General features: G+C 33.9%; 27 protein-coding genes. 15 read left to right on the forward strand and 12 right to left on the reverse strand.

The window, feature by feature from the left end:
* Positions 1-22: 22 nt before the first annotated feature.
* Positions 23-1,816 (forward strand): translation elongation factor 4, encoded by a 1,794-nt coding sequence (gene lepA / locus BM227_RS02150; protein ID WP_092910708.1) that lies wholly within the window; start codon positions 23-25, stop codon positions 1,814-1,816.
* Positions 1,817-1,818: 2 nt separating this feature from the next.
* The gene (locus tag BM227_RS02155; protein WP_092910711.1) at positions 1,819-2,388 is read left to right on the forward strand and encodes a ComF family protein; all 570 of its coding nucleotides are present in this window, start codon (positions 1,819-1,821) and stop codon (positions 2,386-2,388) included.
* Between the two features lie 8 nt (positions 2,389-2,396).
* On the opposite strand, the gene BM227_RS02160 is transcribed toward BM227_RS02155, so the two are convergent.
* The 9 genes from BM227_RS02160 to gyrA all read right to left on the reverse strand — a co-directional run bounded on the left by BM227_RS02160 (position 2,397) and on the right by gyrA (position 11,965).
* Positions 2,397-3,686: a M14 family metallopeptidase gene (locus BM227_RS02160; protein ID WP_245757002.1), complete on the reverse strand. Its 1,290-nt coding sequence runs from the start codon at positions 3,684-3,686 to the stop codon at positions 2,397-2,399.
* The gene (locus BM227_RS02165) at positions 3,683-4,609 is read right to left on the reverse strand and encodes a L,D-transpeptidase family protein (protein WP_177201948.1); all 927 of its coding nucleotides are present in this window, start codon (positions 4,607-4,609) and stop codon (positions 3,683-3,685) included. The genes BM227_RS02160 and BM227_RS02165 overlap by 4 nt, the downstream gene beginning before the upstream one ends.
* 57 nt (positions 4,610-4,666) lie before the next feature.
* Positions 4,667-5,686: a uroporphyrinogen decarboxylase gene (gene hemE / locus BM227_RS02170; RefSeq protein WP_092910717.1), complete on the reverse strand. Its 1,020-nt coding sequence runs from the start codon at positions 5,684-5,686 to the stop codon at positions 4,667-4,669.
* Positions 5,686-6,204 carry a YqhA family protein gene (locus BM227_RS02175; RefSeq protein WP_092910720.1) on the reverse strand — a complete coding sequence of 173 codons (519 nt, stop codon included), beginning with the start codon at positions 6,202-6,204 and terminating at the stop codon, positions 5,686-5,688. Before BM227_RS02175 ends, hemE begins: the two co-directional genes overlap by 1 nt.
* Positions 6,201-7,229: an aspartate-semialdehyde dehydrogenase gene (locus tag BM227_RS02180; protein WP_092910722.1), complete on the reverse strand. Its 1,029-nt coding sequence runs from the start codon at positions 7,227-7,229 to the stop codon at positions 6,201-6,203. The genes BM227_RS02175 and BM227_RS02180 overlap by 4 nt, the downstream gene beginning before the upstream one ends.
* A gap of 49 nt (positions 7,230-7,278) precedes the next feature.
* A complete protein-coding gene (locus BM227_RS02185; protein WP_092910724.1) occupies positions 7,279-8,424 on the reverse strand; it encodes a sigma-54-dependent transcriptional regulator in 1,146 nt (381 codons plus the stop codon).
* A gap of 14 nt (positions 8,425-8,438) precedes the next feature.
* Positions 8,439-8,831, reverse strand: a complete 393-nt coding sequence (locus BM227_RS02190; protein ID WP_092910727.1) for a hypothetical protein — start codon at positions 8,829-8,831, stop codon at positions 8,439-8,441.
* The gene (locus BM227_RS02195; protein ID WP_092910730.1) at positions 8,794-9,252 is read right to left on the reverse strand and encodes an LPP20 family lipoprotein; all 459 of its coding nucleotides are present in this window, start codon (positions 9,250-9,252) and stop codon (positions 8,794-8,796) included. The genes BM227_RS02190 and BM227_RS02195 overlap by 38 nt, the downstream gene beginning before the upstream one ends.
* Positions 9,253-9,481: 229 nt before the next feature.
* Entirely contained in the window at positions 9,482-11,965 is a 2,484-nt protein-coding gene (gene gyrA / locus BM227_RS02200) for a DNA gyrase subunit A (RefSeq protein WP_092910733.1), read from the reverse strand.
* A 246-nt stretch (positions 11,966-12,211) separates the two neighbouring features.
* Here gyrA and BM227_RS02205 point away from each other — a divergent pair, with 246 nt between their 5' ends.
* From BM227_RS02205 to BM227_RS02225, 5 genes are all read left to right on the forward strand, one after another.
* Positions 12,212-14,107 carry an FIST N-terminal domain-containing protein gene (locus BM227_RS02205; protein ID WP_092910735.1) on the forward strand — a complete coding sequence of 632 codons (1,896 nt, stop codon included), beginning with the start codon at positions 12,212-12,214 and terminating at the stop codon, positions 14,105-14,107.
* 150 nt (positions 14,108-14,257) lie between these two features.
* Positions 14,258-15,508: an ammonium transporter gene (locus tag BM227_RS02210; protein WP_092910738.1), complete on the forward strand. Its 1,251-nt coding sequence runs from the start codon at positions 14,258-14,260 to the stop codon at positions 15,506-15,508.
* Positions 15,509-15,526: 18 nt separating this feature from the next.
* Positions 15,527-15,865 (forward strand): P-II family nitrogen regulator, encoded by a 339-nt coding sequence (locus BM227_RS02215; RefSeq protein WP_092910740.1) that lies wholly within the window; start codon positions 15,527-15,529, stop codon positions 15,863-15,865.
* A gap of 185 nt (positions 15,866-16,050) precedes the next feature.
* The gene (locus tag BM227_RS02220; RefSeq protein WP_092910742.1) at positions 16,051-17,229 is read left to right on the forward strand and encodes an ammonium transporter family protein; all 1,179 of its coding nucleotides are present in this window, start codon (positions 16,051-16,053) and stop codon (positions 17,227-17,229) included.
* A gap of 20 nt (positions 17,230-17,249) precedes the next feature.
* A complete protein-coding gene (locus tag BM227_RS02225; protein WP_092910745.1) occupies positions 17,250-17,588 on the forward strand; it encodes a P-II family nitrogen regulator in 339 nt (112 codons plus the stop codon).
* A 51-nt stretch (positions 17,589-17,639) separates the two neighbouring features.
* Here the strand turns inward: BM227_RS02225 and BM227_RS02230 are convergent, their stop codons facing one another.
* Together BM227_RS02230 and BM227_RS02235 are read right to left on the reverse strand one after the other, a co-directional pair.
* Positions 17,640-18,368, reverse strand: a complete 729-nt coding sequence (locus BM227_RS02230; RefSeq protein WP_092910748.1) for a flagellin — start codon at positions 18,366-18,368, stop codon at positions 17,640-17,642.
* A gap of 68 nt (positions 18,369-18,436) precedes the next feature.
* Complete coding sequence (locus BM227_RS02235; RefSeq protein WP_092910751.1) at positions 18,437-19,033, reverse strand: DedA family protein; 597 nt, start codon at positions 19,031-19,033, stop codon at positions 18,437-18,439.
* Between the two features lie 58 nt (positions 19,034-19,091).
* Here BM227_RS02235 and pyrC point away from each other — a divergent pair, with 58 nt between their 5' ends.
* From pyrC to BM227_RS02260, 5 genes are read left to right on the forward strand one after another with little or no spacing between them, the layout of a single operon-like run.
* A complete protein-coding gene (gene pyrC, locus BM227_RS02240; protein ID WP_092910753.1) occupies positions 19,092-20,102 on the forward strand; it encodes a dihydroorotase in 1,011 nt (336 codons plus the stop codon).
* The gene (locus BM227_RS02245; RefSeq protein ID WP_092910756.1) at positions 20,092-20,745 is read left to right on the forward strand and encodes a response regulator transcription factor; all 654 of its coding nucleotides are present in this window, start codon (positions 20,092-20,094) and stop codon (positions 20,743-20,745) included. Before pyrC ends, BM227_RS02245 begins: the two co-directional genes overlap by 11 nt.
* A complete protein-coding gene (locus tag BM227_RS02250) occupies positions 20,735-21,589 on the forward strand; it encodes a sensor histidine kinase (RefSeq protein WP_177201949.1) in 855 nt (284 codons plus the stop codon). Before BM227_RS02245 ends, BM227_RS02250 begins: the two co-directional genes overlap by 11 nt.
* The gene (exbB, locus tag BM227_RS02255; protein ID WP_245757003.1) at positions 21,586-22,032 is read left to right on the forward strand and encodes a TonB-system energizer ExbB; all 447 of its coding nucleotides are present in this window, start codon (positions 21,586-21,588) and stop codon (positions 22,030-22,032) included. The genes BM227_RS02250 and exbB overlap by 4 nt, the downstream gene beginning before the upstream one ends.
* Positions 22,022-22,405 (forward strand): ExbD/TolR family protein, encoded by a 384-nt coding sequence (locus tag BM227_RS02260; protein WP_092910763.1) that lies wholly within the window; start codon positions 22,022-22,024, stop codon positions 22,403-22,405. Before exbB ends, BM227_RS02260 begins: the two co-directional genes overlap by 11 nt.
* A gap of 3 nt (positions 22,406-22,408) precedes the next feature.
* Here BM227_RS02260 and BM227_RS02265 read toward each other — a convergent pair whose 3' ends face one another.
* Positions 22,409-24,508 (reverse strand): sensor domain-containing protein, encoded by a 2,100-nt coding sequence (locus BM227_RS02265; RefSeq protein WP_092910765.1) that lies wholly within the window; start codon positions 24,506-24,508, stop codon positions 22,409-22,411.
* A 179-nt stretch (positions 24,509-24,687) separates the two neighbouring features.
* On the opposite strand from BM227_RS02265, the gene BM227_RS02270 reads away from it, so the two are divergent.
* The 3 genes from BM227_RS02270 to BM227_RS02280 are packed head-to-tail and all read left to right on the forward strand — an operon-like array spanning position 24,688 to position 26,545.
* Positions 24,688-25,074: a hypothetical protein gene (locus BM227_RS02270; protein WP_092910767.1), complete on the forward strand. Its 387-nt coding sequence runs from the start codon at positions 24,688-24,690 to the stop codon at positions 25,072-25,074.
* Positions 25,075-25,077: 3 nt separating this feature from the next.
* A complete protein-coding gene (locus tag BM227_RS02275) occupies positions 25,078-25,884 on the forward strand; it encodes an MbnB/TglH/ChrH family RiPP precursor modification enzyme (protein WP_092910769.1) in 807 nt (268 codons plus the stop codon).
* Positions 25,874-26,545, forward strand: a complete 672-nt coding sequence (locus BM227_RS02280) for an HvfC/BufC family peptide modification chaperone (protein ID WP_177201950.1) — start codon at positions 25,874-25,876, stop codon at positions 26,543-26,545. Before BM227_RS02275 ends, BM227_RS02280 begins: the two co-directional genes overlap by 11 nt.

Here is a 26,545-nt window from a genome sequence, read left to right on the forward strand (position 1 = left end):
TTTAAAATAAAAAAGGGTGTTTGTGCAGAACAATATACGCAACTTCTCTATTATCGCCCATATCGATCACGGTAAGAGTACGTTAGCTGATCGCATCATTCAAGAGTGCGGTGCTGTAACAGAGCGTGAGCTTGGCACACAGATGATGGACACTATGGACATTGAGCAGGAGCGTGGTATTACGATCAAGGCTCAAAGTGTCCGTCTTACTTATGTAAAAGATGGGCAAGCTTACATCTTAAATCTCATCGATACTCCAGGTCACGTTGATTTTAGTTATGAAGTTAGCAAGTCTCTAGCCTCTAGTGAAGGGGCTTTGCTTGTTGTAGATGCATCACAGGGTGTTGAGGCGCAAACTATTGCCAATGTTTACATTGCCTTGGAAAATGATCTTGAAATTATTCCTGTAATTAATAAAATAGATCTTCCTGCCGCAGATCCAGACAGAGTAGTAGAAGAGATTGAACAGACTATCGGTCTTGATTGCAGTGGTGCTATTTATGTTAGTGCTAAAACTGGAGTAGGCATTAGAGAATTACTTGATGCAATAGTTGATCGTGTACCTCCGCCTAGCGGAGATGAAGATGCACCTACTAAAGCGATCATCTATGATAGTTGGTTTGACAACTATCTTGGAGCATTGGCACTTGTACGTGTCTTTGATGGTTCCATAAAAAAGGGGCAGGAAGTACTCATTATGGGTACAGGCAAAAAACATCAAGTACTTGATCTTACATACCCACATCCGATTAAGCCAACAAAGACAACAGAGATCAAAACCGGTGAAGTTGGAATAGTTGTACTTGGGCTAAAAAATGTAAGTGATGTTGCTGTTGGCGATACAATTACAGATGCCAAAAACCCTACAAAAGAGCCTGTGGGAGGATTTCAAGAAGCCAAGCCGTTTGTTTTTGCAGGTCTATACCCAATAGATACAGATAAATTTGAAGAACTGCGTGATGCCCTTGATAAATTGAAGCTTAATGATGCTTCCATCAGCTATGAGCCTGAAACCTCTGTTGCGCTTGGTTTTGGTTTTCGTGTTGGATTTTTGGGAATGTTGCATATGGAAGTTGTCAAAGAGCGGCTTGAGAGAGAGTTTGGTCTTGATCTAATTGCTACTGCACCAACGGTAATTTACAGAGTAAAATTGACTGACGGTAGTGAGGTAGAGGTACAAAACCCTAGTGAGATGCCTGATACTGGAAAAATTGATAAAATTTATGAGCCTTATGTTCGTGCAACTATCATCACTCCAAAAGAGTTTTTAGGAAATATAATAACAATGATGGCAGATCGCCGTGGTATACAAGAGAAGATGGAGTATCTGAACGAAGATCGTGTTATGCTTGTATATGCAGTTCCTATGAATGAGATAGTAGTTGATTTTTATGACAAGCTAAAGAGTGCAACAAAAGGTTATGCAAGCTTTGATTATGAACCGATAGATTATCGTGAAGGCGATCTTGTAAAACTTGATGTGCGTGTTGCTGGAGATGTGGTTGATGCACTAAGCATCATTGTTCCAAGAGAGAAGGCACAATTTCGTGGTCGTGAGCTAGTAAAAACAATGAAAGAGTTAATTCCTCGTCAGCTATTTGAGGTAGCAGTTCAAGTAAGTATTGGCAATAAGATTATTGCTAGAGAAACAGTTAAATCGATGGGTAAAAATGTTACTGCAAAATGTTACGGTGGTGACATTACCAGAAAAAGAAAGCTTCTAGAAAAGCAAAAAGAGGGTAAAAAGAGAATGAAGGCAATAGGTAAAGTACACTTGCCACAAGATGCTTTCCTTGCAGTTCTTAAAATTGATTAGGAATGAGATGCCATAGTTGCTCTAGACTCTCACTATCTCTTATTTGCAGTGAGTGTCGGCAACTATATCTTCAGCCAAAGCTTAACATTAGAAAGTTAAAGAGTGGTCTTGAGGTCATAAGCTTCTACTCATACCAAGATATTGAACCATTTTTACTTACTAAACACCATCCTTACGGTTGGTTTATCTACCGTATATTGGCAAAAGAGACATTTAAAATTCTATCTCAGCTTACGAGTAAAACTTTTGTAATTCCAGTAGATGACTATTTAAGTAGTAGTTACAGCCATACAGCAATTTTGGCAAAGGAGCTGAAAAAATATGGCTACTCTCCATTGTACAATTCACTTCAGGCAAAAAACCGAGTTTCATATTCAGGAAAGCCTCTATCTTTCCGTCTTGCCAACTCAAGGGACTTCGAGTATAGGGGACCCACATCAATAGATACAATTTTAGTAGATGATATCATAACAACAGGAACAACTCTTCAAGAGGCATATAATACTCTAAAAAGCTTTGGGGTAAATGTAGATTTTGCATATGTTCTTGCAGATGTAAAACTCAAAAAATAATAAAATATCTATTTTATATTAATATTTATCATTCCACAGTAGTCTTTGTCTTTATAAAATTCGATACGATAACTCTTTTGCTCTTTGTCTAAGCTGTACTTGGGAAGTAGCTCTTTCATTTTTATTGTAATACTGTTTTCATTTAAAAGACCTGGTTTAGTGTATCCAATGACATTTACACGTATATCTTTTGGAGCATTAACTTTAAAAGACTCTTTTACAGATAGTGAAGCTGGTATATTAATATTTTGTAATTTTTTATCTACAACAATTTCGACAGATTCTAAACATTTATTATGTGAAATAATTTCTGGTTTAAACTGACTAATACGTATATTGCCAACCATTAGATCATAAAAAGATCCATTTTTTTTGATAGCTGCAAGAGGGTGTTTGGCTTGTAGATGGTTATCATCTTTTTTCATTGGAACAAAGTTTAATCTTTTACGTAAATGATCTAAATTAAGAGGAGTAAGGTCGTTTAATACAGCAGTATAGTAAGTTGTCAATATTTTCTGAATAGTTTGCAGGTTCAAATCAAAATCTCTAGTGAATTCAATTTTCATAAATTTCATAAACTCTTCTATGGCTCGTAGTTGATAGTAAACTTTTTCATAAGTTTTTTCAAGATTTTTACTTGTTTCTATTGCCATAGCAGGTTTTCCATGTGTAATGGCAAAGTATGTTAAAGAGAGTCTCATTTGCTCATCTTTAAACTTTGTTTTTGTATTTTTTACATTGAATGAGTGGTGATTTTTGACAAGATCTTGATTTAGATTTTTAGTAATTTTTTGGGCTATTGCATCCAGGTTACCATATTTTTTTGTCTCAATACACTTTTGATCGATAATACAGGCTTGCCCCCAAGCACTTGGATTGAATATGGCATTTTGCCACTCTTTTCTATAAAATCCGTGTCCATCGTGAAGGTTTAAAATAAAATCTACATCAGGTCTTAAAATGATTGATTTTATATCTTTAATAATATGATAGTCAGGATCATTTTTACTTATATTGGCAAATTTACGGTTCATATCACCGTAAATTCCTCTTCTGTTACGAATTATACTATCAAAGTTGAGATTTGGAACAACAATAAGTTGCCCTTTTTTTATTTGGTAATGGAGAGTTAAAATTGCTGCTGCAAAATATCCACCTGGCTCATTGCCGTGTATTCCACCTATAACCAATAGAGTACTTCCTAGAATGTTACCTTTTAATTGATGTGTTGTAAAGTGTAGTTTTGCAGCATAAAGCTGATATATGAGTAAAAAAGAGATAGATAAAATCCGGATCAAAATTCTCTCCAGATTTTAAATTTATCTCCTTCTTGTATAATGTATAGCAGTTTTGTTCCGTTAAATTTGTAATTGTTTGAAAAATACTTCTCTTTCATATTTACACGCCAAATTTTTTTGCCTAGCGTATTTGGGTATGGTGTTATTTGAATATTGTAAAAAAGTATCTCTTTATTTTGTTGTTTTGCAAAAATATAGGTTTTATGTTTTTTGAAACTTTCAAAATCTCCTATACTGCTTTTTAAGTTAGAATTGTAGTAAGACAAATATTCATTTAATCTATTATATTTCCAATCATACCTCCAACTGTATATGAATGAAAGTATGTTTATTATATTTTCTCTTGAGACAGGTGGTATTTTGTCTTGAGATATCATAAGCAGAGAACTTTTATGATCAGTTAGGTTTTTATCGAGTGACAAAAGTTCCGTATTGGGAGAGGCTATACAACCTTTTGTAGAGTTTTTATCTGGACAATTTGGTGGAAAACCATGTAACCATATTCCGTTTCCATTTTTTCCAAGAGTTTTGTCTAAAGGATTAGGATAGTTTGTTACAAAAGCCAAAGGTCCGTAAAATGGATCAACATCACGTTTTTTTTCAATAATTCTATAAATTCCTACAGGTGTTTTTAAATCACCTTGTCGCTGTTTATCTCCATTACGTCTTCCTATGACTATAGGAATTTTTAATTTAACGCTATACTGTTTTCCATCAAAATGGTATAGAGTCAACCTTTTGTCACTTTTTTTGCAAGCAAGAATATCTAAAGGTTTTTCATACCATCCGAGTGTTACATTTGAATCACCAATTTTCTGTTTCCAAAACTCTTTTGTTGTGAGTATATGATCGAGTCTCTTTTCTAAAGTATCAATACCTTCTTGACGATAAAAGTCAGCATATGGATAAAGGTTATTATCCATTGCTGACAAATAAGTCCACAATGTGAGAAACAGAGTTATAACACGCATATTGCAATATTACTGTTTTGTTATGGAGTGAACTAGATCGACAAAGTATTTAGCGTTTTCAACTGGAACATCAGGTAATATGCCATGCCCCAAATTAAAAATATGTCCTTGATTTTGCATTATTTCATAAATTGCTGTTACGCACTCTTTTGTAGCTTCTTTGCTATATAGACGACAAGGCTCCATATTTCCTTGTAATACATAACGGTCTCCAAGCTTCTCTTTTGCCAGAGCCATTGGTGTTCCCCAGTCAACGCCAAATACGTCAAAATCGCCATCTATATCATCAAGAAAGGCACCAATACCTTTAGGGAACATAATGATAGGAATATGTGGATATTTTCCTTTTATGTAAGAAGCTATCTCTTTCATATAGTTCCAGCTGAACTCAAAATATTTTGGTTTTTCAAGTGCAGCTGCCCAACTGTCAAAAATTTGTACAACGTTTACACCTGCTTCTATCTGTTTTTCCAAGTATAGTTTTACTACTTCTGTTACTTCACGAAGTAGGGTATGTACAAGTTCTGGTTGTGTATAGATAAGTTTTTTAACTATATTGTACGTTTTTGTTCCACGACCTTCAATCATATATGTAATGAGTGTCCAAGGTGCGCCTGTAAAACCTATTAGAGCTTTATCTTCTGCAAGACGCTCTCTTATGATTTTAATCGTATCATAGACATATGTTAATCTGTCTGCAGCATTTGGCTGAAGTCTTTTTAAATCTTCAGCCGTCCTGATAGGATCACTAAATACAGGACCTTCACCTTTTTGGAAGGTAAGATCCATTCCCATCTCTAAAGGTACTACCAAAATGTCACTAAACAAAATAGCAGCATCTACACCAATTATATCAACAGGCTGCAAAGTTACTTCTGCAGCCATTTCAGGATTTTTACATAGAGTTAAAAAATCACCAGCTTTTTGGCGAACAGCCATATATTCAGGTAGATAACGACCTGCTTGTCGCATCATCCAGACTGGAGTATATGGAGTAGGTTTATTAAAACATGCATCTACAAAAATCATTAATGGTCACCACCTTTATGTAAGAAATATAGGCCTAAAGCCAGTGCTAGAATTGCTCCTGCAAAATAGAGCATCTCCAAAGGAGAACTGTAGTGTGTATAGAGTGCTTTTTTAAAAAAGCTGACAATTAGTACCATAACTATTACTTTTGCCAGCTTATCTTTAAGTTGATCTAAAGAGTGGATCTCAAGAATTTTAGATCCTTCAGTTTTTTTTGCAGGGTCTATTTCAGATATGAAAAGTTCATATACACCAAAACTGAATATAAGCATAACTATAGCCATAAGGTAAAGGTCAACAGCACCTATAATTACTCCAACTAACTCTTCATGGAAATGTTCAGGGTGTTGGTGTTGAATATAAATTTCAAATGTTTTGACGACCATACCCCATATATCTGTACTTGCTACAATAAAAAGTATGATTGAGCCAAACATTGAAAATATAACTGCAAGAATGACAAAAAGCCGTCCATTCCATAGTGTTGATTCAAATATTTTTTCTAGTAAACGTATCATTCAGACTCCATTTCTACCCATTTTTGAGCAATTCTTACAGCATTTGTAGCTGCTCCAACTCGAAGGTTGTCTGCTACTACAAACATGTGTAAAACATTTGAACGGTAAATATCGTTTCTAATGCGACCTACAAATGTTTCATTTTTATCTACACAAAGAACTGGCATAGGATAAACACTGTTTTTTGGATCATCCATAACTACAATATTTTCACCTTTTGCAATTACTTCGCGAGCTGCATCAGCATCTACATCACGTTTACAAGTAACTGTAATGCTTTCAGCATGTCCTCTTAAAGTTGGTACTCTGACACAGGTTGCTGCTACTTCTATTGTGTCGTGCATGATTTTATTGGTTTCATTAACCATTTTCATCTCTTCTTTTGTGAAACCATTATCTAAAAATACATCAATTTGAGGAATGGTATTTAGTGCTATTTGGTGAGGAAAACGCTCTTTTGGACTATCTTCAAGTTTAAATGCAAAGAATGCCTGCATTTGATTAACAAGCTCTTCCATCGCACTTTTTCCTGCACCTGATGTTGCTTGATATGTACTGACATCTATACGTTCTATTCCATACTCATCATGCAATGGTTTAAGTGCCTGAACCATTTGAATGGTTGAACAGTTTGGATTTGCAATAATCCCTTTTTCTCTCCAACGTGCTATATCTTGCGGATTTACTTCCGGAACTACGAGTGGAACATCAGGATCCATTCTGAAGTGGCTTGTATTGTCTACTACTACAGCACCAGCTTCTACTGCAAATGGTGCATATTTAGCCGATACTGATCCACCTGCACTAAAAAGTGCAATCTCTACATCTTCTTCTTCGAAGACACTTTCAGTTAGCTCTTTTACTAATACCTCTTCACCTTTGTACTCTATTGTACCTCCAGCACTTCTTGCACTTGCTAGAGGAACAAGTTTTGCAATAGGAAAATCGACCTCTTCAAGGACTCTTAGCATCTCTTCTCCAACTGCACCAGTAGCACCCACAACTGCAACATTGAATTTTCTCATATTTAACCTCGCCTCAATAAATTATGCGATTATATCGAAAATGAGATTACTATATTCTTGCATCTAAAAAGAGATCATTTTCTGAAATGGTATCTCCATCTGAAAGAATTGCCGCTCTTTCTACTACAGCAATGAGTTCGCGTATATTTCCAGGCCAATGGTATTCGATCATTTTTTCTTTTGCTTCTTCACTAAAAGCTTTTGGATTAAAGTCATATTTTTCAACTATATCTTCAAGGCACTTTTGTGCAATAGGTATTATTTCATCTTTTCTTTCTCTAAGAGGTGGTATGTGGATAGGAATAGTTGCAATACGATAGTAAAGGTCTTCTCTAAATTCTTGATTTTGCATTTTAGTTTTAATATCTGCATTGGTGGCTGCTACAATACGAACATCTACTGAAACTCCTTTTGTAGACCCTAGGCGATATATGACTTTTTCTTGGAGTGCACGAAGAAGTTTTGCTTGAAGGTGAAATGGCATTTCAGCAATCTCATCTAAAAAGAGTGTCCCGCCGTTTGCAGCTTCAAATTTTCCCATTTTAGCTTCAAAAGCATCTGTAAATGCACCTTTTTCAAAACCAAATAGTTCACTCTCTATCAAATTCTCGGGAATTGCAGCCATATTGATAGCAACGAATGGTTTATCTTTTCTGGGTGAGTTGTTATGAATTGTTTTTGCAAATAACTCTTTTCCTACGCCACTCTCTCCAAGTAAAAGTATAGAAGCATCACTTTTTGCAGCTTTGTAGGCAAGATTTAGAGTTTTTTCAAGTGCTTCAGATGTTCCATAAAACATTGAGTTGTTAGTTGGAACATCTTTTTTTACTCTTTTTTTAACTCTAGCTTGTACTTTTTGGCTGCGTCTGATAGCTTCAACAAGAGTTTCTACTTCAAATGGTTTTGTCAGAAAATCGCTTACACCGAGTCGTATCGATTCTATTGCCCGTCCCAATGTTGCATTTCCTGTAATTATAATAACATCATAACGTCCATTTAATTCTTCAACAAACTCTATGCCATTCATTCCAGGCATCGTTATATCGGATATTACAAGGTCATAACTCTCATCAAGTTTTTTAAGTGCTTCTTTTGCATTTCGAAAAGTTTTAACTTCAAAATCGTCATAATCTCCCAATGCAATTTCAAGGGATTTTCTCATATTAATATCATCTTCAACGATGGCTATCTTCATAAGATAAGACTCCATTAACGGATTTTTCTAATAATAACCAATCCATCGTTAAAGTCGACTTGAACAGGTGTAGGTAAGATTTTTAATATTATTGTCTCTTTTTTGCTTATCATTTCTGAATATGTTCCATATGAGTTGACAAAAACCCCTTCTTTAAAAAGACAAGATAGTATATTATTTTTGTTTTTTTTAATAAATGTTTCTATTTTATTGCTGTTTGATGCAATTTTGCATATAGTTTTACCCTTACTTTTAAAAGGAACCATTGCTTTAGAAAATTTTAATTTTTCATTTAATACTTTGAAGTTTTTGGTATAAAGATAGTAGCTAACATAGTAGTCATCGGCCATAACGACCGATGAAAGAAGATTAATTAGAAGCAAAAAGAGGATACCAGTCTTTTCCATACATTTTTATCTCCATTTCGACCTCATAAAGACCATCTTTTGCTGCAGAATCTATAATTGTAGCATTTTTAATCAATGCATTTACGCAGGTTCTAACTAACGATTTCTTTGTAACCATATTTACAATTTTGTCTCTACCTTCAATTTTTACACCTGCAATCTTTTCTGCCAATTGTCTATATGCATCTGCAATAGCTGCTCTTTTAGCCAATGCTTTTGCTTGGGCAGGGGATATAGTGTTTACAGGGGCAACACCTTGTCCGACAACTTTGAATATTAAGACATTATTTCTTGTAAGAGTTTGATTATTCTGTGTATAGGAGCTAATATTCCCACCACTACTGCTATTTCCAATTCCTTTAGTACTGCATCCACTTATCAGTAGAATAGCCAGTCCAGCTAAAATTAAACTTTTTTTCATCTTAGTCTCCTACCAATCTGATAAATAATAATCACAACTATTACAAGGATAGTTTCCACAATAATTGCTACTAGAGTTGTAAACAGGTGTTGCTTTTGTAGAGGTTAGTCCAACTACTTTTAAATTACAACCACTTAATAAAAAAACAAAAACTATACAGTTTACATAAACGAGGAACTTTTTTATCATTTTAGTCCTTGTTTTATTGATAACATCAATATCTAAGCAATTACTGTTCCAAGTTTAAAGGATTTTCTAAAATCTCCTCATCAGCTTCTTCTTTAGGACAACTTGCAATAGAATTGACTTTATCTCCGCTTTCAAGTGTAACTATTTTAACTCCACTTGTATTTCTACCAGCTTTTCGGATACTTTGCATATCTACACGAATCATTTTCCCTTTTTGTGTAAGAGCCATTAAATCTTTATGTTCATCAACAATTACTACACCTACAGCATCACCAGTTTTAGCGGTAAGTTTCATTGCAACTACACCTTTTCCTCCACGACTCTGGAGTCGATACTCATTTGCAGCTGTTCGTTTTCCAATTCCTTTTTCTGCTACTGTTAGAATCTCTTGTTCTTCATCACTGATTGTTGTAGCGCCTACAACATGATCACCTTCTATTTTAAATCGTATAGCAGTTACTCCTCTTGCTGTTCGTCCAATCTCTCTTGCATCTGTTACAGGGAATCGTATACACATTCCTTTTTTTGTTAATACAAAAAGTGACTGTGTTTCAGGCAAGACAATCTTAGCAGTAACAAGTTCATCATCTTCATCTAGTGTAATAGCTCTAACACCTACAGATCTAATATTTTTAAATTCACTCAAATTTGTTCGTTTGACTATTCCATTTTGAGTAAAGAATGCCAACGACTTGCTTTTATCAAAGTCAGTTGTTGGAATAATTGCCATAATGTTTTCATCTGGTTGCAGTTGGATGAGGTTTACAACAGCTTTACCTTTTGCTGTTCTGCTTCCTTCTGGAATTTTATAGACTTTTAACCAGTAGAGCTGTCCTCTATCTGTAATGAACATTAGTGTATCGTGAGTATTAGAAATGAAAAAGCTTTCAATAAAGTCATCATCATGTGTAGTAACAGCAGTTTTGCCTTTTCCTCCACGATGTTGTTTCTCATACTGTTTTACTGGAACGCGTTTTATATAGCCGCGATGTGTAATGGTAACAACCATAGGCTCATTAGGAATTAGATCTTCTATATCAATATCTTCATAATCATCAACAATCTCTGTCAACCTTGGTGTTGAGTAATTTTCTTTTATCTCAAGAAGTTCCTCTTTAATGATTTGGCTTAAAAGCTCTTCAGATTTGAGAATATTGCTAAGTCTTTCTATCTCGGCCATTAATTCTTGATACTCTTGCTCTATTTTGTCTCGCTCAAGTCCGGTGAGGCGTTGTAAACGCATATCAAGAATTGCTTGAGCCTGTTTTTCACTTAAGTTAAATCTCTCAATAAGACCACTTCTAGCTTCATTTGCATCTTTAGAAGCTCTTATAAGGGCTACAATTTCATCGATATTGTCAAGAGCAATTCTAAGACCCTCTAAAATATGTGCACGGGCTTTTGCTTTTTCAAGTTCAAATATTGTTCTTCTAATTATGATCGTTTTTCTATGCTGAATGAAGAGTTTGAGTAACTCCATCAGCTTAAAGATTTTAGGTTCTTTATTTTGAATAGCAAGAAGGATAATGCCAAATGTTATCTGCATTTGAGTTGATTTAAAGAGATTGTTTAGAATAATTTCACTCATTGTATCTTTTTTAAGCTCAATTACAACACGTATTCCTTCACGGTCACTCTCATCTCTTACTTCACTAATGCCTTCTATAACTTTATCTTTTGCTAATTGAGCAATATTTTCTATCAGTTTTGATTTGTTTACCTGATAAGGGAGTTCATCTATAACAATTACTTCACGATTCCCTTTTTTTTCTATATGAGTCTTTGCTCTAACCTTGATTCTACCACGACCGGTTTTGTATGCATCCATAATCCCTTTGCGTCCAAAGATTATGCCGCCAGTTGGAAAGTCTGGACCTTTAATATGTTCAAGAATCTCATCAAGCTCTGCATCAGGGTTATTAATAAGTGCTAAAAGTGCATCAATTAACTCATCTAGTCGATGTGGCGGAATATTTGTTGCCATACCAACAGCAATACCATTTGAACCATTCAGTAGCAAATTTGGAACACGACTTGGCAGGACATCAGGTTCACTCATTGTATCATCATAGTTAGGAATAAAATCGACAGTATCTTTCTCTATATCACGAAGCAACTCTTCAGCCAATCGTGTCATACGAGCTTCTGTATAACGCATTGCTGCCGGGTTATCACCATCTATTGAACCAAAGTTTCCCTGTCCATCAACAAGCGGTATACGCATAGAAAAGTCTTGCGCCATTCGTACCAGTGCATCATAAACTGCTGTGTCGCCATGTGGGTGGTATTTACCGATAACATCACCGACAATACGTGCACTCTTTTTATAAGCAGCACGAGATGTAACACCTAATTCATGCATTGCATAAAGTATACGTCTATGAACAGGTTTAAGACCATCTCTGGCATCAGGAAGAGCACGACCTATGATAACACTCATTGAGTAGTCAAGATAACTGCCCTTAATGCTCTCTTCAATAGATATTTCTTGGATATCCTCATTCTCTTTAAACAGATCTGACATTCAAAACCTTTTGCTTTGAAGAATTATAGTATTGATGATATTATCTAAAAATAGCTTAAGGATTAGAAAATTTATCATTATATTAAAAGTATAGATAGTTGCTAGATTTAGACTTTGGTTAAACATTGGTTATATTTTGTGCTACTTTAGTAATAAAAATTAACAGTTATAAAAAGTTTAAAGTTTTATAAGATAATATTGTTTAGTTGCTATTTTTACTTATAGAGAGACGATGGAAGTGTTGGAATGAAAACTATTAATAAAATTTATACAAGTAAATCGGAGTTAGAAAAGTTTGTAAATGATAACCATTTAAAAGAAAAAAATATTCTTCTTCAGATTTTTACAGGTATTTGTGATTTTGATTATATTAGTACTCTTGTAAATGATATAAAAACTATTATACCAAATGTTAAGATTATTGGTACTACAACTAGTGGAGAAATTATAGGAGATATTACAACAAATCGTGCGACAGTACTATCTTTTACTATTTTTGAAAAAACTAATATAGAAACATATGGCACAAAAATAGCAAAGAATAGTAAATATACAGCACAAAAGTTAATTAATCAATTTGAAAATTTTAAACATCCAAAAGTAATAATATCTTTTGCTGATGGATTACATATAAATGGAGAAGAGTATATTAATAGATTTGTTGAATATGATAGTAATATAATAGTAGCTGGCGGATTAGCTGCAGATAATGAACAATTTCAAAATACAATAGTTTTTACTGAAAATGAAATTTTTTTAGATGGTGCTGTTGCTGCATTACTTTTTAATGATGAATTAGAAGTTATAACAAAAGCAAGCTTTGGATGGGTAAGTATTGGTGAAACAATGACAATTACCAGTTCTATGAAAAATATTGTATATGAGATAGATGGCAGAAAAGCTGTAGATATTTATGCAAAATATTTAGGTTCAGATATTGCTAAACAATTACCAAAAACAGGGATTGAATTTCCTTTACTTGTAAAAAGGTCTGGTCAATTTATACCAAGAGCTGTAGTAGGTAAAAATAGTGATGGCTCTTTAATTTTTGCAGGTAATTTAAATGAAGGAGAGAAGGTAACTTTTGGTTATGGAAATATAGAAGCCATTGTAGAATACAGTGATAAAATAGCTAAAAGTCAAGAACTATATGTATGTGATTCAATATTTATCTACTCTTGTATGGCAAGGAAAGCACTTCTTAGAAAGAGTATAAATTTAGAGTTGAGTCCTCTAAATAAAATTGCTCCAATAAGCGGTTTTTTTACATATGGGGAGTTTTATACAAATAAAGGTTTAAACAATATTGGTCTATTAAATCAAACAATGACAATTTTAGGATTAAGTGAAAACAATCATATAAAAAAAGATAAAACAGAAATAAATACTTGTCATAAAAATATAAGTGAAAATCAAACTTTAAAAGCATTAACTCATCTTATTTCTGTTACGTCAAGAGAATTAGATAGCTATAAAAACAGACTTGAAGAGAGGGTAAAAGAAGCTACGCTGGAGATAAAAGAGTTAAACAAAGAGTTGGAAGATACACAAAAAGAGATTGTATTTACATTAGGTTTAATTAGTGAAGGACGTAGTAACGAAACAGGTAAGCATATAAAAAGAGTAGCAGAATATTCAAAATTATTGGCTCTGTATTATGGTTTAAATAATGATGAAGCTGAACTTTTAAAGCAGGCAACTCCTATGCATGATATAGGAAAAATAGCTATACCTGATTCAATATTAAATAAACCAGGTAAACTTACTAAAGATGAATTTGAGCTTATGAAGAAACATGCTGAATATGGTTATCAAATGATTAATAAATCAAACAGAGCTCTTTTAAAAGCTGCTGCAATTATTGCATATGAACATCATGAGAAGTTTGATGGTACAGGTTATCCAAGAGGTCTTAAAGGTTATGAAATACATATATATGGAAGAATAGTTGCTTTGGCGGATGTTTTTGATGCTTTAAGTACTAAAAGATGTTATAAAGATGCTTGGAGTGATGATAAAATTAAAGAGTTGATCATTAATGAGAGAGGAAAACATTTTGATCCAAAACTGACAGATATTATGTTAGAACATTATGATGAATTTGTAACGATAAGAGAGAATATATTGGATCCCGACAGTTAAGCTTATTAACCAATAGCATCTTCTTAATTATTATTTATTTTACTAAACTGCTTAATTTTTAATCAATTTCCATCTACCATTAAAATCAATATATTTGTATACTTCATATGTAAACTTTCTGGGAACAGAAAAAATTTAAAAGGAGAACATATGAAGAAGTGGTTTCTTTCTCTGTTAATGCTTCCAGCGTTAGCTTTTGCAGATGAACTTAATAGTGGTGATACAGCTTGGATGCTTGTTGCTACAGCATTTGTTATGCTTATGACACCAGCAGGACTGGCTCTTTTTTACGGTGGTTTGACACGAAGTAAAAACGTACTTAATACAATGGGTATGAGCCTTGCAGCTTATGCTATTGGTACATTGGTATGGGTTGTAGTAGGTTACTCAATCGCATTTGGTGACGGCGATATCATAGGTACTGGCAAAGTAATGCTTTCTGGAATCGGTTCAGATGCTCTTAGCGGTACAATTCCAGAACTTCTTTTTGTAGCATTTCAGGGGACATTTGCTGCAATTACTGTTGCAATTGCAAGTGGTTCAATGATTGAGCGTGTTAAGTTTTCTACATTTGTTGTCTTTTCAGCATTATGGATTATAGCAGTTTATGCTCCTATTACTCACTGGGCATGGGGTGGCGGTGAAACGCTAAACTTTGGTGAGATAGATTTTGCAGGTGGTACTGTTGTTCATATTAATGCAGGTGTTGCAGGTTTTGTTGTTGCAATGCTTCTTGGTCGACGTAAAGATTATGAAAAAGCAGCTATCAAACCTTTCTCACCAATTCTTGTAGTACTTGGTGCAATGCTTCTTTGGTTTGGATGGTTCGGTTTCAATGCAGGTAGTGAAGTTGCAGCTGATGGTACAGCAGCATCAGCATTCCTTGTGACAAATGTAGCGGCATCTTTAGGTGTTATTGGATGGATTGCAGGTGAGTGGCTAGTATTTAAAAAGCCTACATTGGTAGGTGGTGCTTCTGGTGCAGTTGCTGGTCTTGTTGCAATTACTCCGGCTTCTGGTACAGCAGGTGTTGGTGGTGCTATTATCATCGGTCTTGTAGGTGGTTTCCTTGGATTCCTAGCTGTTTCTAAAATCAAAAAAATGTTCAAAGTAGATGACTCTTTGGATGCTTTCTGGGTACACGGTCTTGTAGGTATCTGGGGATCAATCGCTACTGCGATTTTCATTGCAGACTATGCAATGCCTGAAAACTACAGCATTGGAAGTCAGCTTGTCAGTCAGTTAATGGCAGTTGGTTTGACAGTTGTGTATAGTGGTATAGTTACAGCAATTGTATATTTCATTGCTGCAGCAGTTACAGGTGGTGGACGTGTTGATGAAGAGACTGAGACAATTGGTCTTGATGAGTCTACACACGGCGAACGCGCTTTAAACCTGTAATGTAAAGGAGTTTAAAATATGAAAAAGATAGAAGCAGTTATTAAACCTTTTAAACTGGAAGATGTAAAAGATGCCCTCGCTGAAGCTGGCATTACTGGTATGACTGTAGCTGAGGTAAAAGGTTATGGTCGTCAACAAGGACACAGCGAACTATATCGTGGAGCTGAGTATGTCGTTGATTTTCTTCCAAAAGTAAAAATTGAGCTGGTTGTTAGTGATAGTAATGTTGATATGGTTATTGAAAAGATAACAGAAGCTGCTCGAACAGGAAAAATTGGTGATGGAAAGATATTTGTAAGCAGTGTTGAAAAAGCAGTCAGAATTCGTACTGGTGAAGAGGACGAAGAGGCGCTTTAACAAACTAAGAGGGGATAAATTCCCCTCTGACTAATTTTTAATCAAAAATTCCTTCTTCTGCTCTTAAAAAATCAAAAAACTGATTAAAATTTATACAATCTTCTCTCTTATCAACTCCTTCAATATTCCTTATAATTAATATTGAAAAAAATCTTTTGTATTCAATAAAAAAAAGGAGTTAAGGAATGAATCCAGGAGACTTGTCGTATATCATCGATACTCTGTTTTTACTCTTTGCAATGACTTTAATCATATTTATGGTTCCAGGCTTTGCAATGTTGGAAGCAGGTATTGTAAGAACTAAAAATGTAAGTGCTGTTTTGACAGTCAATACAATGATTTATGCTGTAGCATCTATGGTATTTTTGCTTATAGGGTATCAGTTGGCATTTGGGACTTGGGAAAATGACAGCGTAAGCAAATGGGCTGCTTTTTTATTTCAAATGGCATTTGTTGGTAAAACAGTAAATATTATGAGCGGTGGTGTAAGTGAGCGTACGCGTGTTATTCCATTAATGATTTTTACAGTTGCAATGGCTGCGGTTATATACCCTTTGGTTGTCAATTGGACTTGGGGTGCAAATATGCTCAGTGGTACATTTTTAGATATCAGCTCTATGCATGATTTAGCCGGTTCAACAGTAATTCACTCAACAGGAGCTTGGGCACTTTTTGCAGCAATATTGGTTATTGGTCCAAGAAAAGGTCGATATGTAGATGGTAAAGTACGTGTAATACCTGCTTCAAATATTCCTCTTGTAACATTGGGTGCACTGGTATTGTGGATTGGATGGTTTGGTTTTAATGGCGGTTCTGTTGGCTCAATAGCTTCAAAAGAGAATGCTGATACAGTAGCTCTTACAATAATGAATACAAACACAGCTGGACTAGCAGGTGCAATTATTGCAGCAATTATTGTATATATACAGTATAAAAAATTTGATATTACAATGATTTTAAATGGTGCTCTTGGTGGTTTGGTTGCTATCACAGCAGGTGCTGATCTGTTTGATATCTATACTCCTATTTTGATTGGTGCTATTGGTGGTGCATTGGTTGTATTTGCTGTTCCGCTTTTTGATAAGTTTAAAATAGATGATCCTGTTGGTGCATTGTCTGTCCATTTGGTTAATGGAATTTGGGGAACAATAGCAGTAGGTATATTTGCTGAAGGTGTATCTTTGGGAGATCAGCTAAAAGGTGTTTTAGTTGTTGCAGTGTTTGCTTTTGTGGTATCATATGTTACTATATATGCTATAAACAAAGTTTTTGAATTCCGTGCCAGCGATGAAGAGCAGATGGAAGGTATAGATATTAGTGAGTGCGGTATAGAGTCTTATCCTGAGTTTAAACGAGCATTCTAATTTTTAAGAAGGAGAAGTTGATGAAGAAGATAGAAGCAGTTATTAAGCCTTTTAAAATAGAAGAGGTTAAAGATGCATTGGCAGAGGCTGGTATTACAGGTATGACTGTTAGTGAAGTAAAAGGTTATGGTAGACAAGCAGGTCATACTGAACTATACCGTGGTGCTGAATATGTTGTAGATTTTATTCCAAAAATTAAAATAGAAGTTGTTGTAAACGAAAAAGATCTTGATATGGTTGTAGAAAAGATTGTATCAGCAGCTAGAACTGGAAAAATTGGTGATGGTAAGATATTTGTAACAGATATAGAGAAAGTAATCCGCATACGTACTGGTGAAGAGGATGAAGAGGCTATCTAAATAAATAAGTCTGAATAGTTTTAAGCTATTCAGACTCTTTATATCTTTATATTAGTTAAGCAAGTTTGCCATACTGCTAGCTAAAACACTCTGTTGATGAGCCTGTGCTATTAAAGAAGCATTAAGTTTAATGTTTTGATTTGTAATATTGTTAATATTTTCAGCAATATCTGTATCTTCATTTATACTTCTAGCTCTATTTTGGTTAACCAGCTTTTCTGAGAGGTTATTGATATTTGATATCTCACTATTTGTTGCACTTGACACCGAACTAAAAGCGCTGTTAAGAACAGTTGTAAAATCTTTAATTGTGTCTTGATTGTCTATTTGTATATCAGAGACATTTACACTGCTTAAATCAACACCCATAGATTCAAAAGCATTACTGCTAAATAGATTTTTACCATTGAAAGTGGTACTGTCTATTACATCATTCATTGAACGTTTTAATGCTTCAGACTGGCTGGCAATCATACTTTTTTGATCACTGTTTAATGCAGCGCTATTGTATTGTACACTTAGTTGGTTCAGTTCATCACTCATTTTGCTTAAACTGTCAAGAGAAGATGAGGCAATTTGAAGCATAGCAATAGAGTTATTTGAATTTGTAATCTGTTGAGTTGTTTCACTAATTTCAGAACCAATAGTATCGATCAACATCTGTAAACTGGCTTCATCCATTACCTCTTTTTTGCCGCTACCAACTTCATTTATAGACTTTTCCACCTCTTTTTTTGTAGTTTGGATGTGATTCCAGCTTGTATTGTCGGTTATTTTCATGATTGCCTCCTTCTTTTAAGTCAATCTTACTCTATTGTAAGACTTGATAACTTAATATTATATAAAAACTATTTATTGACTCTGCTCTTTTTTCTAAAATAGTAAAATACTACTATTATTAAAATAGATATTCCTAATAAAATATAGTGCATAGCCTCTTGAATTTTATCTTCATGCTCTCCAAAAATATAACCAAGTGATAAAAGTACAATGCACCATATACCAGCACCAATAAAAGTATATATACTAAAACTTAAAAGAGGCATTTTAGCTATTCCAGCTGGAAGAGAGATATATTGACGAATTCCAGGTATCAGTCTGCCAAATAGTGTACTGGCCGACCCATACTTTTGAAAAAATAGTTCAGTCTTTTTAATAGTTTCTTCTTTAATAAAAAAGTATTTTCCATATTTTATAAGAAATGGACGACCAAGTTTATGTCCAAGAATATAGTTAAAAATTGCTCCAGCAAGTGAGCCACCTGCTCCAGCAACAAATGCAGTTATAAGATTCATTTCACCTTTACTGGCTAAATATCCGGCAGGGATCATCGCAACCTCACTTGGAAAAGGAAAAAAAGAGCTCTCTAAAAACATCATAATAAATATTCCTAAATATCCTAAAGTTCCTACTGTCTCTACAATCCAGTTTACTATTTCTGCCATCAATTAACATCCTCCTAACTTGATAGCGGTATAATACTATTAAAAAAAAGGTTTTTCAATGGTCATTACTATTTCTGATCCACTTGACATGCATTTGCACTTACGGGATGGCGATATGCTTGAAATTGTTGCTCCTCTTAGTAGCAAAACATTTAGTGGAGCTTTGATTATGCCTAATTTGGTGCCACCTGTAACAACCAAAGAGGCTGTAAATGAGTATAAAATTAGAATAGAAAAGGCTAAAAAAGAACACACATTTACTCCATATATGACACTTTTTTTTAGATCTGATTACACAAAAGAGTTTTTAGAAGAGGTAAAAGATGATATTTTGGCTATTAAACTCTATCCAGCCGGTATAACTACCAACTCTGAAGGTGGTGTTAGCGGTTTTGATCTTGAAGAACTATCTTCTACACTAAATGCTATGAGTGATCTTGGCATCCCACTTTGTGTACATGGTGAGACAGGTGGCTTTGTGATGGATAGAGAAGCAGAGTTTATACCAATTTATGAGATGCTTGCTAAAAACTTTCCAAACTTAAAAATTATAATGGAGCATATCACAACAAAAGAGGCAGTTGCAGCGCTTGATCGTTATGATAATCTTTATGCAACAATTACACTACATCACCTTTACATTACATTAGATGATGTAGCAGGAGGACTTTTACAGCCGCATCTATTTTGTAAGCCTATAGCAAAGCGGCCTGAAGATCGTACTGCTTTATTGAATGTTGCACTTGGAGCACATCCAAAGGTAATGTTTGGTTCTGACTCTGCACCACACCCAAGAAACAGTAAAGAGGCACCTGGATGTGCAGCTGGAGTATTTACAGCTCCTATAGCTCTACAGGCTTTGGCACAGCTTTTTGATAAACACGGAGCATTAGAGAATTTACAAAGCTTTGTCAGTGATAATGCAAAACGTATTTATGGTATTACTCCACCTTCTAAAGAGGTTGTTTTGGAAAAATCAGAATATCTTGTACCTGAAATTTATGAAAATAGTGTAGTTCCTATGTTTGCAGGACAAAGCCTTGAGTGGAGGGTCGTGCGTGCAGGCTAGAATTCTTCTACTTGAAGATGACCAACTTTTTGGAGAGACTCTTGTAGATTTTTTAGAAGAGGAGGGGTATGAGGTTGTACACTTTCTTGAAGCAAAGTTGGCTATAGAGGCTATTTATGAACAAGGGTTTGACATCTATTTGCTAGATGTCAATGTTCCAGATATGAATGGCTTTGATCTATTATGCCAACTTAGAGAGAGTGGCGATAAAACACCGGCAATTTACATTACATCTGCAAGAGATAAAGAGGCTCTCTCTACAGGGTTTAATTGTGGAGCTGATGATTATATGAAAAAGCCAATTGACCTTGATGAACTTGCCTTGCGAATTGGAGCACAGTTGCGCAGAATGCAAAACTCTCAGAAAATAGCTGTTGGAAAGTACCATTTTGACAGAGAGCGTTTGGTGCTTTATAATGGTGATAACATAATAGCTATGCCTAAAAAGCAGGCTGAACTTTTAGCTCTATTGCTTGAGAATAGAGGAGAAGTTGTTACAACAGAAGAGATTTTAGAAGAGTTGTATGGAGAAGATAATCCCGGTACAGGTGCATTAAGAGTTTATATAAATAAATTAAAACAGATTTTTGGTAAAGATGCTATTTCAAATATTAGGGGAATTGGGTACTGCTTTGAAAAATAGAGAGATATTTAAAGTTTTACTCTTTTATGTGGTAACATTTGTCTCCATGTCAGGTTTAATGTGGGTAGTTTTTGAAAATTTTGGATATAGCAATAAAAATTTTTTGGTAGTAACAGCTATGCTTCTTCCATTAGCAATGTTGTTTGGTTATATTCTTTCTAAAATAGCACTTGAGCCTCTTTTTATAACTAATGATCTACTTGATAGACTGTTAAAAGATACTCTTCATGAACTCAATATTCCTCTTTCAACAATATTTGCAAATGTCTCTATGCTTAAACGCAAAGAGAGTGATCCTAAAAAGCTGGTTCGTCTTGAGCGTATAGAGAGAGCAGGGGAGAATTTAAAAGAGTTATATGAAGATCTTGACTATTTTATAAAAAAAGAGATTGGTACAGTTGAGTGTGAAACTTTTGATTTAAATGATGTTATTAAAAAAAGCATTGCCAAAATAGAGGGTGCAAGTGAAGATATTACGATACAATACACTCCAGAGTCTATGGTGATAATTGCAGATAGACGAGGTTGTCAAAAAGCTGTTGATAACCTTATAAGTAATGCTGTTAAATACAACCGTCCAAAAGGTTTTGTGAAAATTTCAATTCAAAACGGGTGGTTGGTAATTGAAGATAGTGGTATAGGAATGGATGAAACGACACTGTTTCATATATTTGATCGTTACTATCAAAGTGATTTGAATGCATCAGGATATGGCATAGGTTTGCATATTGTTAAAACATTTTGTGATGAGCATGGTATTGAGATATCAATAGATTCAAAAGTAGATGAAGGAACAACGTTTCGATTGGGATTTGAAGCACTTAAGGAACGGAGTAAAAATTGAATATTAAATCTATAACTGACTGGGTAGATTACGGTTTTATTGGATTATTGGGATTTTTAAGTATTATTGCTTTATGGCTTATATTGGATAGATACTTTTACTATCGTCATATAGATTTAGAAAGTTTTCAAGAGAAAGAAGAACTAGAAATAGCACTGGGTGAAAATATGACAATGATTGCTTCTATAGGTGCCAATGCTCCATTTATAGGTTTGCTTGGAACAGTTGTAGGCATAATGGTAACATTTATAACTATAGGACAAAGTGGACTTGTTGATACAAAAGAGATTATGGTTGGTTTGGCACTTGCTCTTAAAACTACTGCTGGAGGAATTTTAGTAGCAATTCCTGTTATATGGCTCTACAATCTTTTAGCCCGTAAAGCAGAAATCTTAATTGCAAAATGGGAAATAATTAATCGCAATAGACGTTATGAAAATTAAAAAGTTTGATCAAATTAATGTACTTCCATTTATAGATATAATGCTTGTTTTGCTTGTAATTGTTCTTACAAGTGCATCATTTGTAAGCAAAGGTACAATACCTATTGATTTACCTAAGGCAGGAGAAGGTAAAAAGGCAGTTACAGAGAAGATGAAAACTATTGTTATAAATAAGCAGGGAGTCTTTTACTTTGAGTCAAAAAAAGTAAATTTTGAAAAGTTGAAGCAAAATATTTTAAATTTAGATCCTAAGAAAGATACCATACTTATAAAGAGTGATGCAAAAAGTCAGTTTCAAAACTTTGTAAAAGTTATAGATTTTCTTAAAACTAAAGGATTTGAAAAAGTTAGTATAGAGACTCAAAAAGAGTAATTTTTAATAATTTTCTATATAGCTTTCAAACTCTTCTAGAGGGAGAGGTTTGCTAAAAAGATAACCTTGATATACGGTGCATCCGATATCTTTAAGAAACTCTTTTTGCTCAACTGTTTCTACACCTTCCGCAATTGTTTGAAGTTTCATAGAGTCTGCAATAGCTACAGTTGCATTAACAATTGCTTTATCATTTTCATCATTGGCAATATCTGTTACAAATGATCTATCAATCTTTAGCTGGCTTAAAGGCAGTGATTTTAGATAAACAAGAGATGAAAATCCTGTTCCAAAATCATCAAGCGAAATTGAGATTCCCATCTCTTTTAATTTATGCATTTTATCAACTACTTTTTTAAGATCATTAAGAAATAGTGATTCTGTCAGTTCAAATTTAAGCATACCTTTTTTAATATTATATTTTTTAATTTTTTCTTCTACACTTTCTATAAATTCAGGTAGCATAAACTGTTTTACACTAATATTTACACTTATAGGAATTGATTTGAATTTACTGTTTTTTGACCAGTTATGAATATGCTGACACACTTTTTCAAGAACAATATCACCCAATTTAATGATTTGACCACTTGATTCAGCTATTGGAATAAATTTAATAGGAGATATGATCCCATCTACCGGATGTTGCCATCTACAAAGTGCTTCAGCACCAGTAATTTTTCCATCTAAAGAGATTTGGGGCTGATAAAAAACTTTAATTTCATCATTTTCAAAAGCTTTGTTTAGTCTATACTCTATTTCTATTTGCTGTTCAATCTCTTTTTGCATATTGTGGTTGTAATATTTTATACAATTTTTACCAGCTTTTTTAGCATCATATAGAGCAAGATCTGCTTTTTTTAATAGCTCTTCCGGGTTATGTTTACTACCCTTGAAAAAAATAATTCCCATACTAAATTCAGGATGAATTTCCATCATATAAGGTTCAGGTAAAAAGAACTCTTTTTCAATATTTTGACGAATTTTATTGATTTTTTCTTCTATTTCATTATCTATATTTTTTAAATTTGTTAGAATAATAATAAACTCATCACCTCCAAATCTTAATGCTATATCATTTTCAGTAATAGAATTTTTTATACGTAAAGCTATCTCTTGTAGTAATATATCTCCACTTTTATGACCAGCTGTATCATTAATCTTTTTAAAGTTATCCATGTCTATAAATACTAGTGCATTGTCAAAACCATTTTCATTAGAAGCAATCATTATTTGCTCCATATAATTGTTTAGTAAACTTCTATTGGGCAAGCCTGTAAGAGTATCATAATAAGCAAGATACTCAATTTTCTTTTGAGCTTTTTTTATATCACTAATATCTAAAATTGCACTGACACGTACTTTTTCTCCAAATAGATCTATATTTTTACCTCTTGCAAGAACAGGAATTTTTTTTCCATTTTTATGTTTAATAGCCATCTCATAAGGATCAGCATTATCAATTTTCATTTTTTGAGTTACATAATCACGAACACTAGGATCAATAATATCATTTATAGCATGCATACCAATAAGTTCTTCAATTGAGTAACCGGTAATATGTGATGCCATCTCATTTGCTAAAATGCATCTCTTATTGACATCAAATACAAAGAGACCTTCTATTGTAGTATTTAGCAGTTGTTCAAATGTTTCTTTAGATTTTTTTATCTGATTTTCAAGCTCTTTTTGACGGGTTATATCTCTTCCACTACCGACAGTTCCTAGAAGATTTCCTTCATCATCAAATAGTGGTGCTTTATGAACCTCCAAATAGAGCATTTTCCCTTTAACATTACCAAACTCTTCAAAACGCATAGGTTTCATATGTTCAAGAGTTACAACATCAGAGTTGAAGCATAGCTCTCCAAATGTATGCCATTCTGGGTTATCAGGGTGTTTTTCTCTTTCTCTTTTTGCAAAGAAAACATCGGTTTTACCAATAGGTTCTTCAGTGTCCTTAGCCATTAAAAGGTTTTCACATAATGCTTTATTGGCAAAAAGGTAGCGTCCTTCTGTATCTTTTGCCCAAAGCATATCGGGTAGATTGTCTGCCAGTAATCTTAAAAATTTTATGTTTTCAATCATTTTATTTGATTTCACTTTGCAAAACCTTCTCTTTAGTTAAAACAAACCTGAATAATAATTCTATTTTAATTTTATTAAATTAAGCTTCAACAGCTTTAAATTTTTATATTTCTTTATTTAATTATTTCTTCTTTGCACACTTTCTGCACGACAGGAAAATAGAATTCATAATCTTAAGTTTAAAAGGAATAAAAATGAAAAAGATGAATAGACGAAAAGCGATGACGGTTATTTTAGGAGCAATGGCAGCAGGAGCTACTGCAGCAGTTGCAAGAGTTAATGTATATAACTCTTGTGCTGCAAATATGACAAATGAAGATGAAAAAACAAAAGGCAAATGCGGAAGCAACATGCGAAAAGAGATGAAAAGTAAATGTGGAAGCAAGATGAGTGATGCTGAGTGTAAGAAATTCAGAGAAGAGATGAAGGGTAAATGCGGTTCTAAGATGAAAGATGCAAAATGTGGTGCCAAAATAAGAGATTGTAAGTGCGGATCAAAGATGGAAAATAAAAAAGAAGAGAAGATGAAAGAGATGAAGGGTAAGTGCGGTACTGGAAAATGTGGCGGAAGTATGAGATAAGTTATGCTGATAGATGGATGTGGTCTAGGACTAAGGAATAGTTTCATAAATGAAATAGAAGAGTATCAAGAGAGTATAGATTTTCTTGAAATAGTACCTGAAAATCTAATGCATATGAATAAGAAAGAGGCAAAACGGTTTGAAAGCATATGTGAGAAGTTCCCAGTAATTGCTCATGGCTTATCTCTCTCTTTGGGAGATGTGAAGCATCTTGATCTGAAGCATCTAAAACGACTAAGAAAATTTCTTGATAAATATGGCATAGAGGACTATTCAGAACATTTGAGTTTTACATCAATAGATGGAGTTCAGAGTTTTGAACTACTTCCGTTGCCAATGACTGAAGCTATGGTAGAAGGGGTTGTAGATAAGATTAAGATAGTTGAAGAGATTCTTGAAAGAACTCTTGTTATTGAAAATCCTACCTATTATACTGTTCTTGCTTCAACTATGGAAGAGAGTGAGTTTATTGCTGAAATTTTAAAAAGAAGCGGAGTAAAACTTTTGCTTGATATTAATAATGTTTTTGTTAACAGTTTTAACCACGGTTTTGACGCAGAAGCTTTCATAGATGAAATCAATTTTGAAAAAGTTGCATATTGTCATATAGCTGGACATATGGATTATCGTAATGATCTTCTTGTTGATACTCATGGAATGCCTGTAAAAGAGGAAGTATGGAATCTGATGCGTTATGTTTTGGCTAAAAAGAGAGTTCCAATTATGTTAGAACGTGATAACAACATTCCTCCTCTTAAAGAGTTAATGAAAGAGTATGAGAAGATGCAAGGAATATATAATGGAGTATGAACAAAAGGTATTGAAGAGCTTTTTTAAAGCAATAAGATCTGGTAATACTAAAAGCTATATAAATGGAGATATCTACAAAAAGTTAATCTATTATCGATTTGAAGAGGCTCTTTTGGCAACATATCCGATCTTCTATTCCCGAATTAGTGAAAAGAAGTGGCGTAAACTTGTAAAGGCATTTATTGCTACTGAGACGACCACCCCTTTTATGTGGAAAATGCCTAAGAAATTTGGTCGTTTTGTAGCATCAAAAATGAAGAAACCAAAATATATAAAAGATCTTTTATGGTTTGAGTGGATAGAGGTAGAGCTTATGATGGCTCCATATAAAAAAACAAAACATAAAAAGGTTGACTTTTCAAAATGTTACAAAGTAGCTAAAAGTGCTCGTGTCAAGAGACTCTCTTACCCTGTAATGTATGGTGAGTTTAAGCCTAAAGGTAAATACTGGATAGTAATTTATCAAACCTCTTTTGGTGATGTAGAGTGGATGGAGATAACACCATTTATGGGAGAGCTTCTTAAAAAGTGTAATGGTAAAAAAGAGCTTTCAAAAATTGTAGAGAAGGTCTCTAAAAAGTATGATATAGAGGTAAAAGATGCTAAAGCAGTTCTTGAAAAAGGGCTTAAACAACTTCTGAAAAAAGGAGTCCTCATTTAG

The sequence above is a fragment of the Hydrogenimonas thermophila genome (assembly GCF_900115615.1).
GTDB classification, from domain to species: Bacteria; Campylobacterota; Campylobacteria; order Campylobacterales; family Hydrogenimonadaceae; genus Hydrogenimonas; species Hydrogenimonas thermophila.

Bases quoted from the DNA above. Each gene is read 5' to 3' on its own strand.
- BM227_RS02155 (WP_092910711.1), top strand. From the start codon at position 1,819: ATGAGATGCCATAGTTGCTCTAGACTCTCACTATCTCTTATTTGCAGT.
- BM227_RS02165 (WP_177201948.1), bottom strand. From the start codon at position 4,609: ATGGATAATAACCTTTATCCATATGCTGACTTTTATCGTCAAGAAGGT.
- hemE (WP_092910717.1), bottom strand. From the start codon at position 5,686: ATGATTTTTGTAGATGCATGTTTTAATAAACCTACTCCATATACTCCA.
- BM227_RS02175 (WP_092910720.1), bottom strand. From the start codon at position 6,204: ATGATACGTTTACTAGAAAAAATATTTGAATCAACACTATGGAATGGA.
- BM227_RS02180 (WP_092910722.1), bottom strand. From the start codon at position 7,229: ATGAGAAAATTCAATGTTGCAGTTGTGGGTGCTACTGGTGCAGTTGGA.
- BM227_RS02185 (WP_092910724.1), bottom strand. From the start codon at position 8,424: ATGAAGATAGCCATCGTTGAAGATGATATTAATATGAGAAAATCCCTT.
- BM227_RS02190 (WP_092910727.1), bottom strand. From the start codon at position 8,831: ATGGAAAAGACTGGTATCCTCTTTTTGCTTCTAATTAATCTTCTTTCA.
- BM227_RS02195 (WP_092910730.1), bottom strand. From the start codon at position 9,252: ATGAAAAAAAGTTTAATTTTAGCTGGACTGGCTATTCTACTGATAAGT.
- gyrA (WP_092910733.1), bottom strand. From the start codon at position 11,965: ATGTCAGATCTGTTTAAAGAGAATGAGGATATCCAAGAAATATCTATT.
- BM227_RS02205 (WP_092910735.1), top strand. From the start codon at position 12,212: ATGAAAACTATTAATAAAATTTATACAAGTAAATCGGAGTTAGAAAAG.
- BM227_RS02210 (WP_092910738.1), top strand. From the start codon at position 14,258: ATGAAGAAGTGGTTTCTTTCTCTGTTAATGCTTCCAGCGTTAGCTTTT.
- BM227_RS02215 (WP_092910740.1), top strand. From the start codon at position 15,527: ATGAAAAAGATAGAAGCAGTTATTAAACCTTTTAAACTGGAAGATGTA.
- BM227_RS02220 (WP_092910742.1), top strand. From the start codon at position 16,051: ATGAATCCAGGAGACTTGTCGTATATCATCGATACTCTGTTTTTACTC.
- BM227_RS02225 (WP_092910745.1), top strand. From the start codon at position 17,250: ATGAAGAAGATAGAAGCAGTTATTAAGCCTTTTAAAATAGAAGAGGTT.
- BM227_RS02230 (WP_092910748.1), bottom strand. From the start codon at position 18,368: ATGAAAATAACCGACAATACAAGCTGGAATCACATCCAAACTACAAAA.
- BM227_RS02235 (WP_092910751.1), bottom strand. From the start codon at position 19,033: ATGGCAGAAATAGTAAACTGGATTGTAGAGACAGTAGGAACTTTAGGA.
- pyrC (WP_092910753.1), top strand. From the start codon at position 19,092: ATGGTCATTACTATTTCTGATCCACTTGACATGCATTTGCACTTACGG.
- BM227_RS02260 (WP_092910763.1), top strand. From the start codon at position 22,022: ATGAAAATTAAAAAGTTTGATCAAATTAATGTACTTCCATTTATAGAT.
- BM227_RS02270 (WP_092910767.1), top strand. From the start codon at position 24,688: ATGAAAAAGATGAATAGACGAAAAGCGATGACGGTTATTTTAGGAGCA.
- BM227_RS02275 (WP_092910769.1), top strand. From the start codon at position 25,078: ATGCTGATAGATGGATGTGGTCTAGGACTAAGGAATAGTTTCATAAAT.
- BM227_RS02280 (WP_177201950.1), top strand. From the start codon at position 25,874: ATGGAGTATGAACAAAAGGTATTGAAGAGCTTTTTTAAAGCAATAAGA.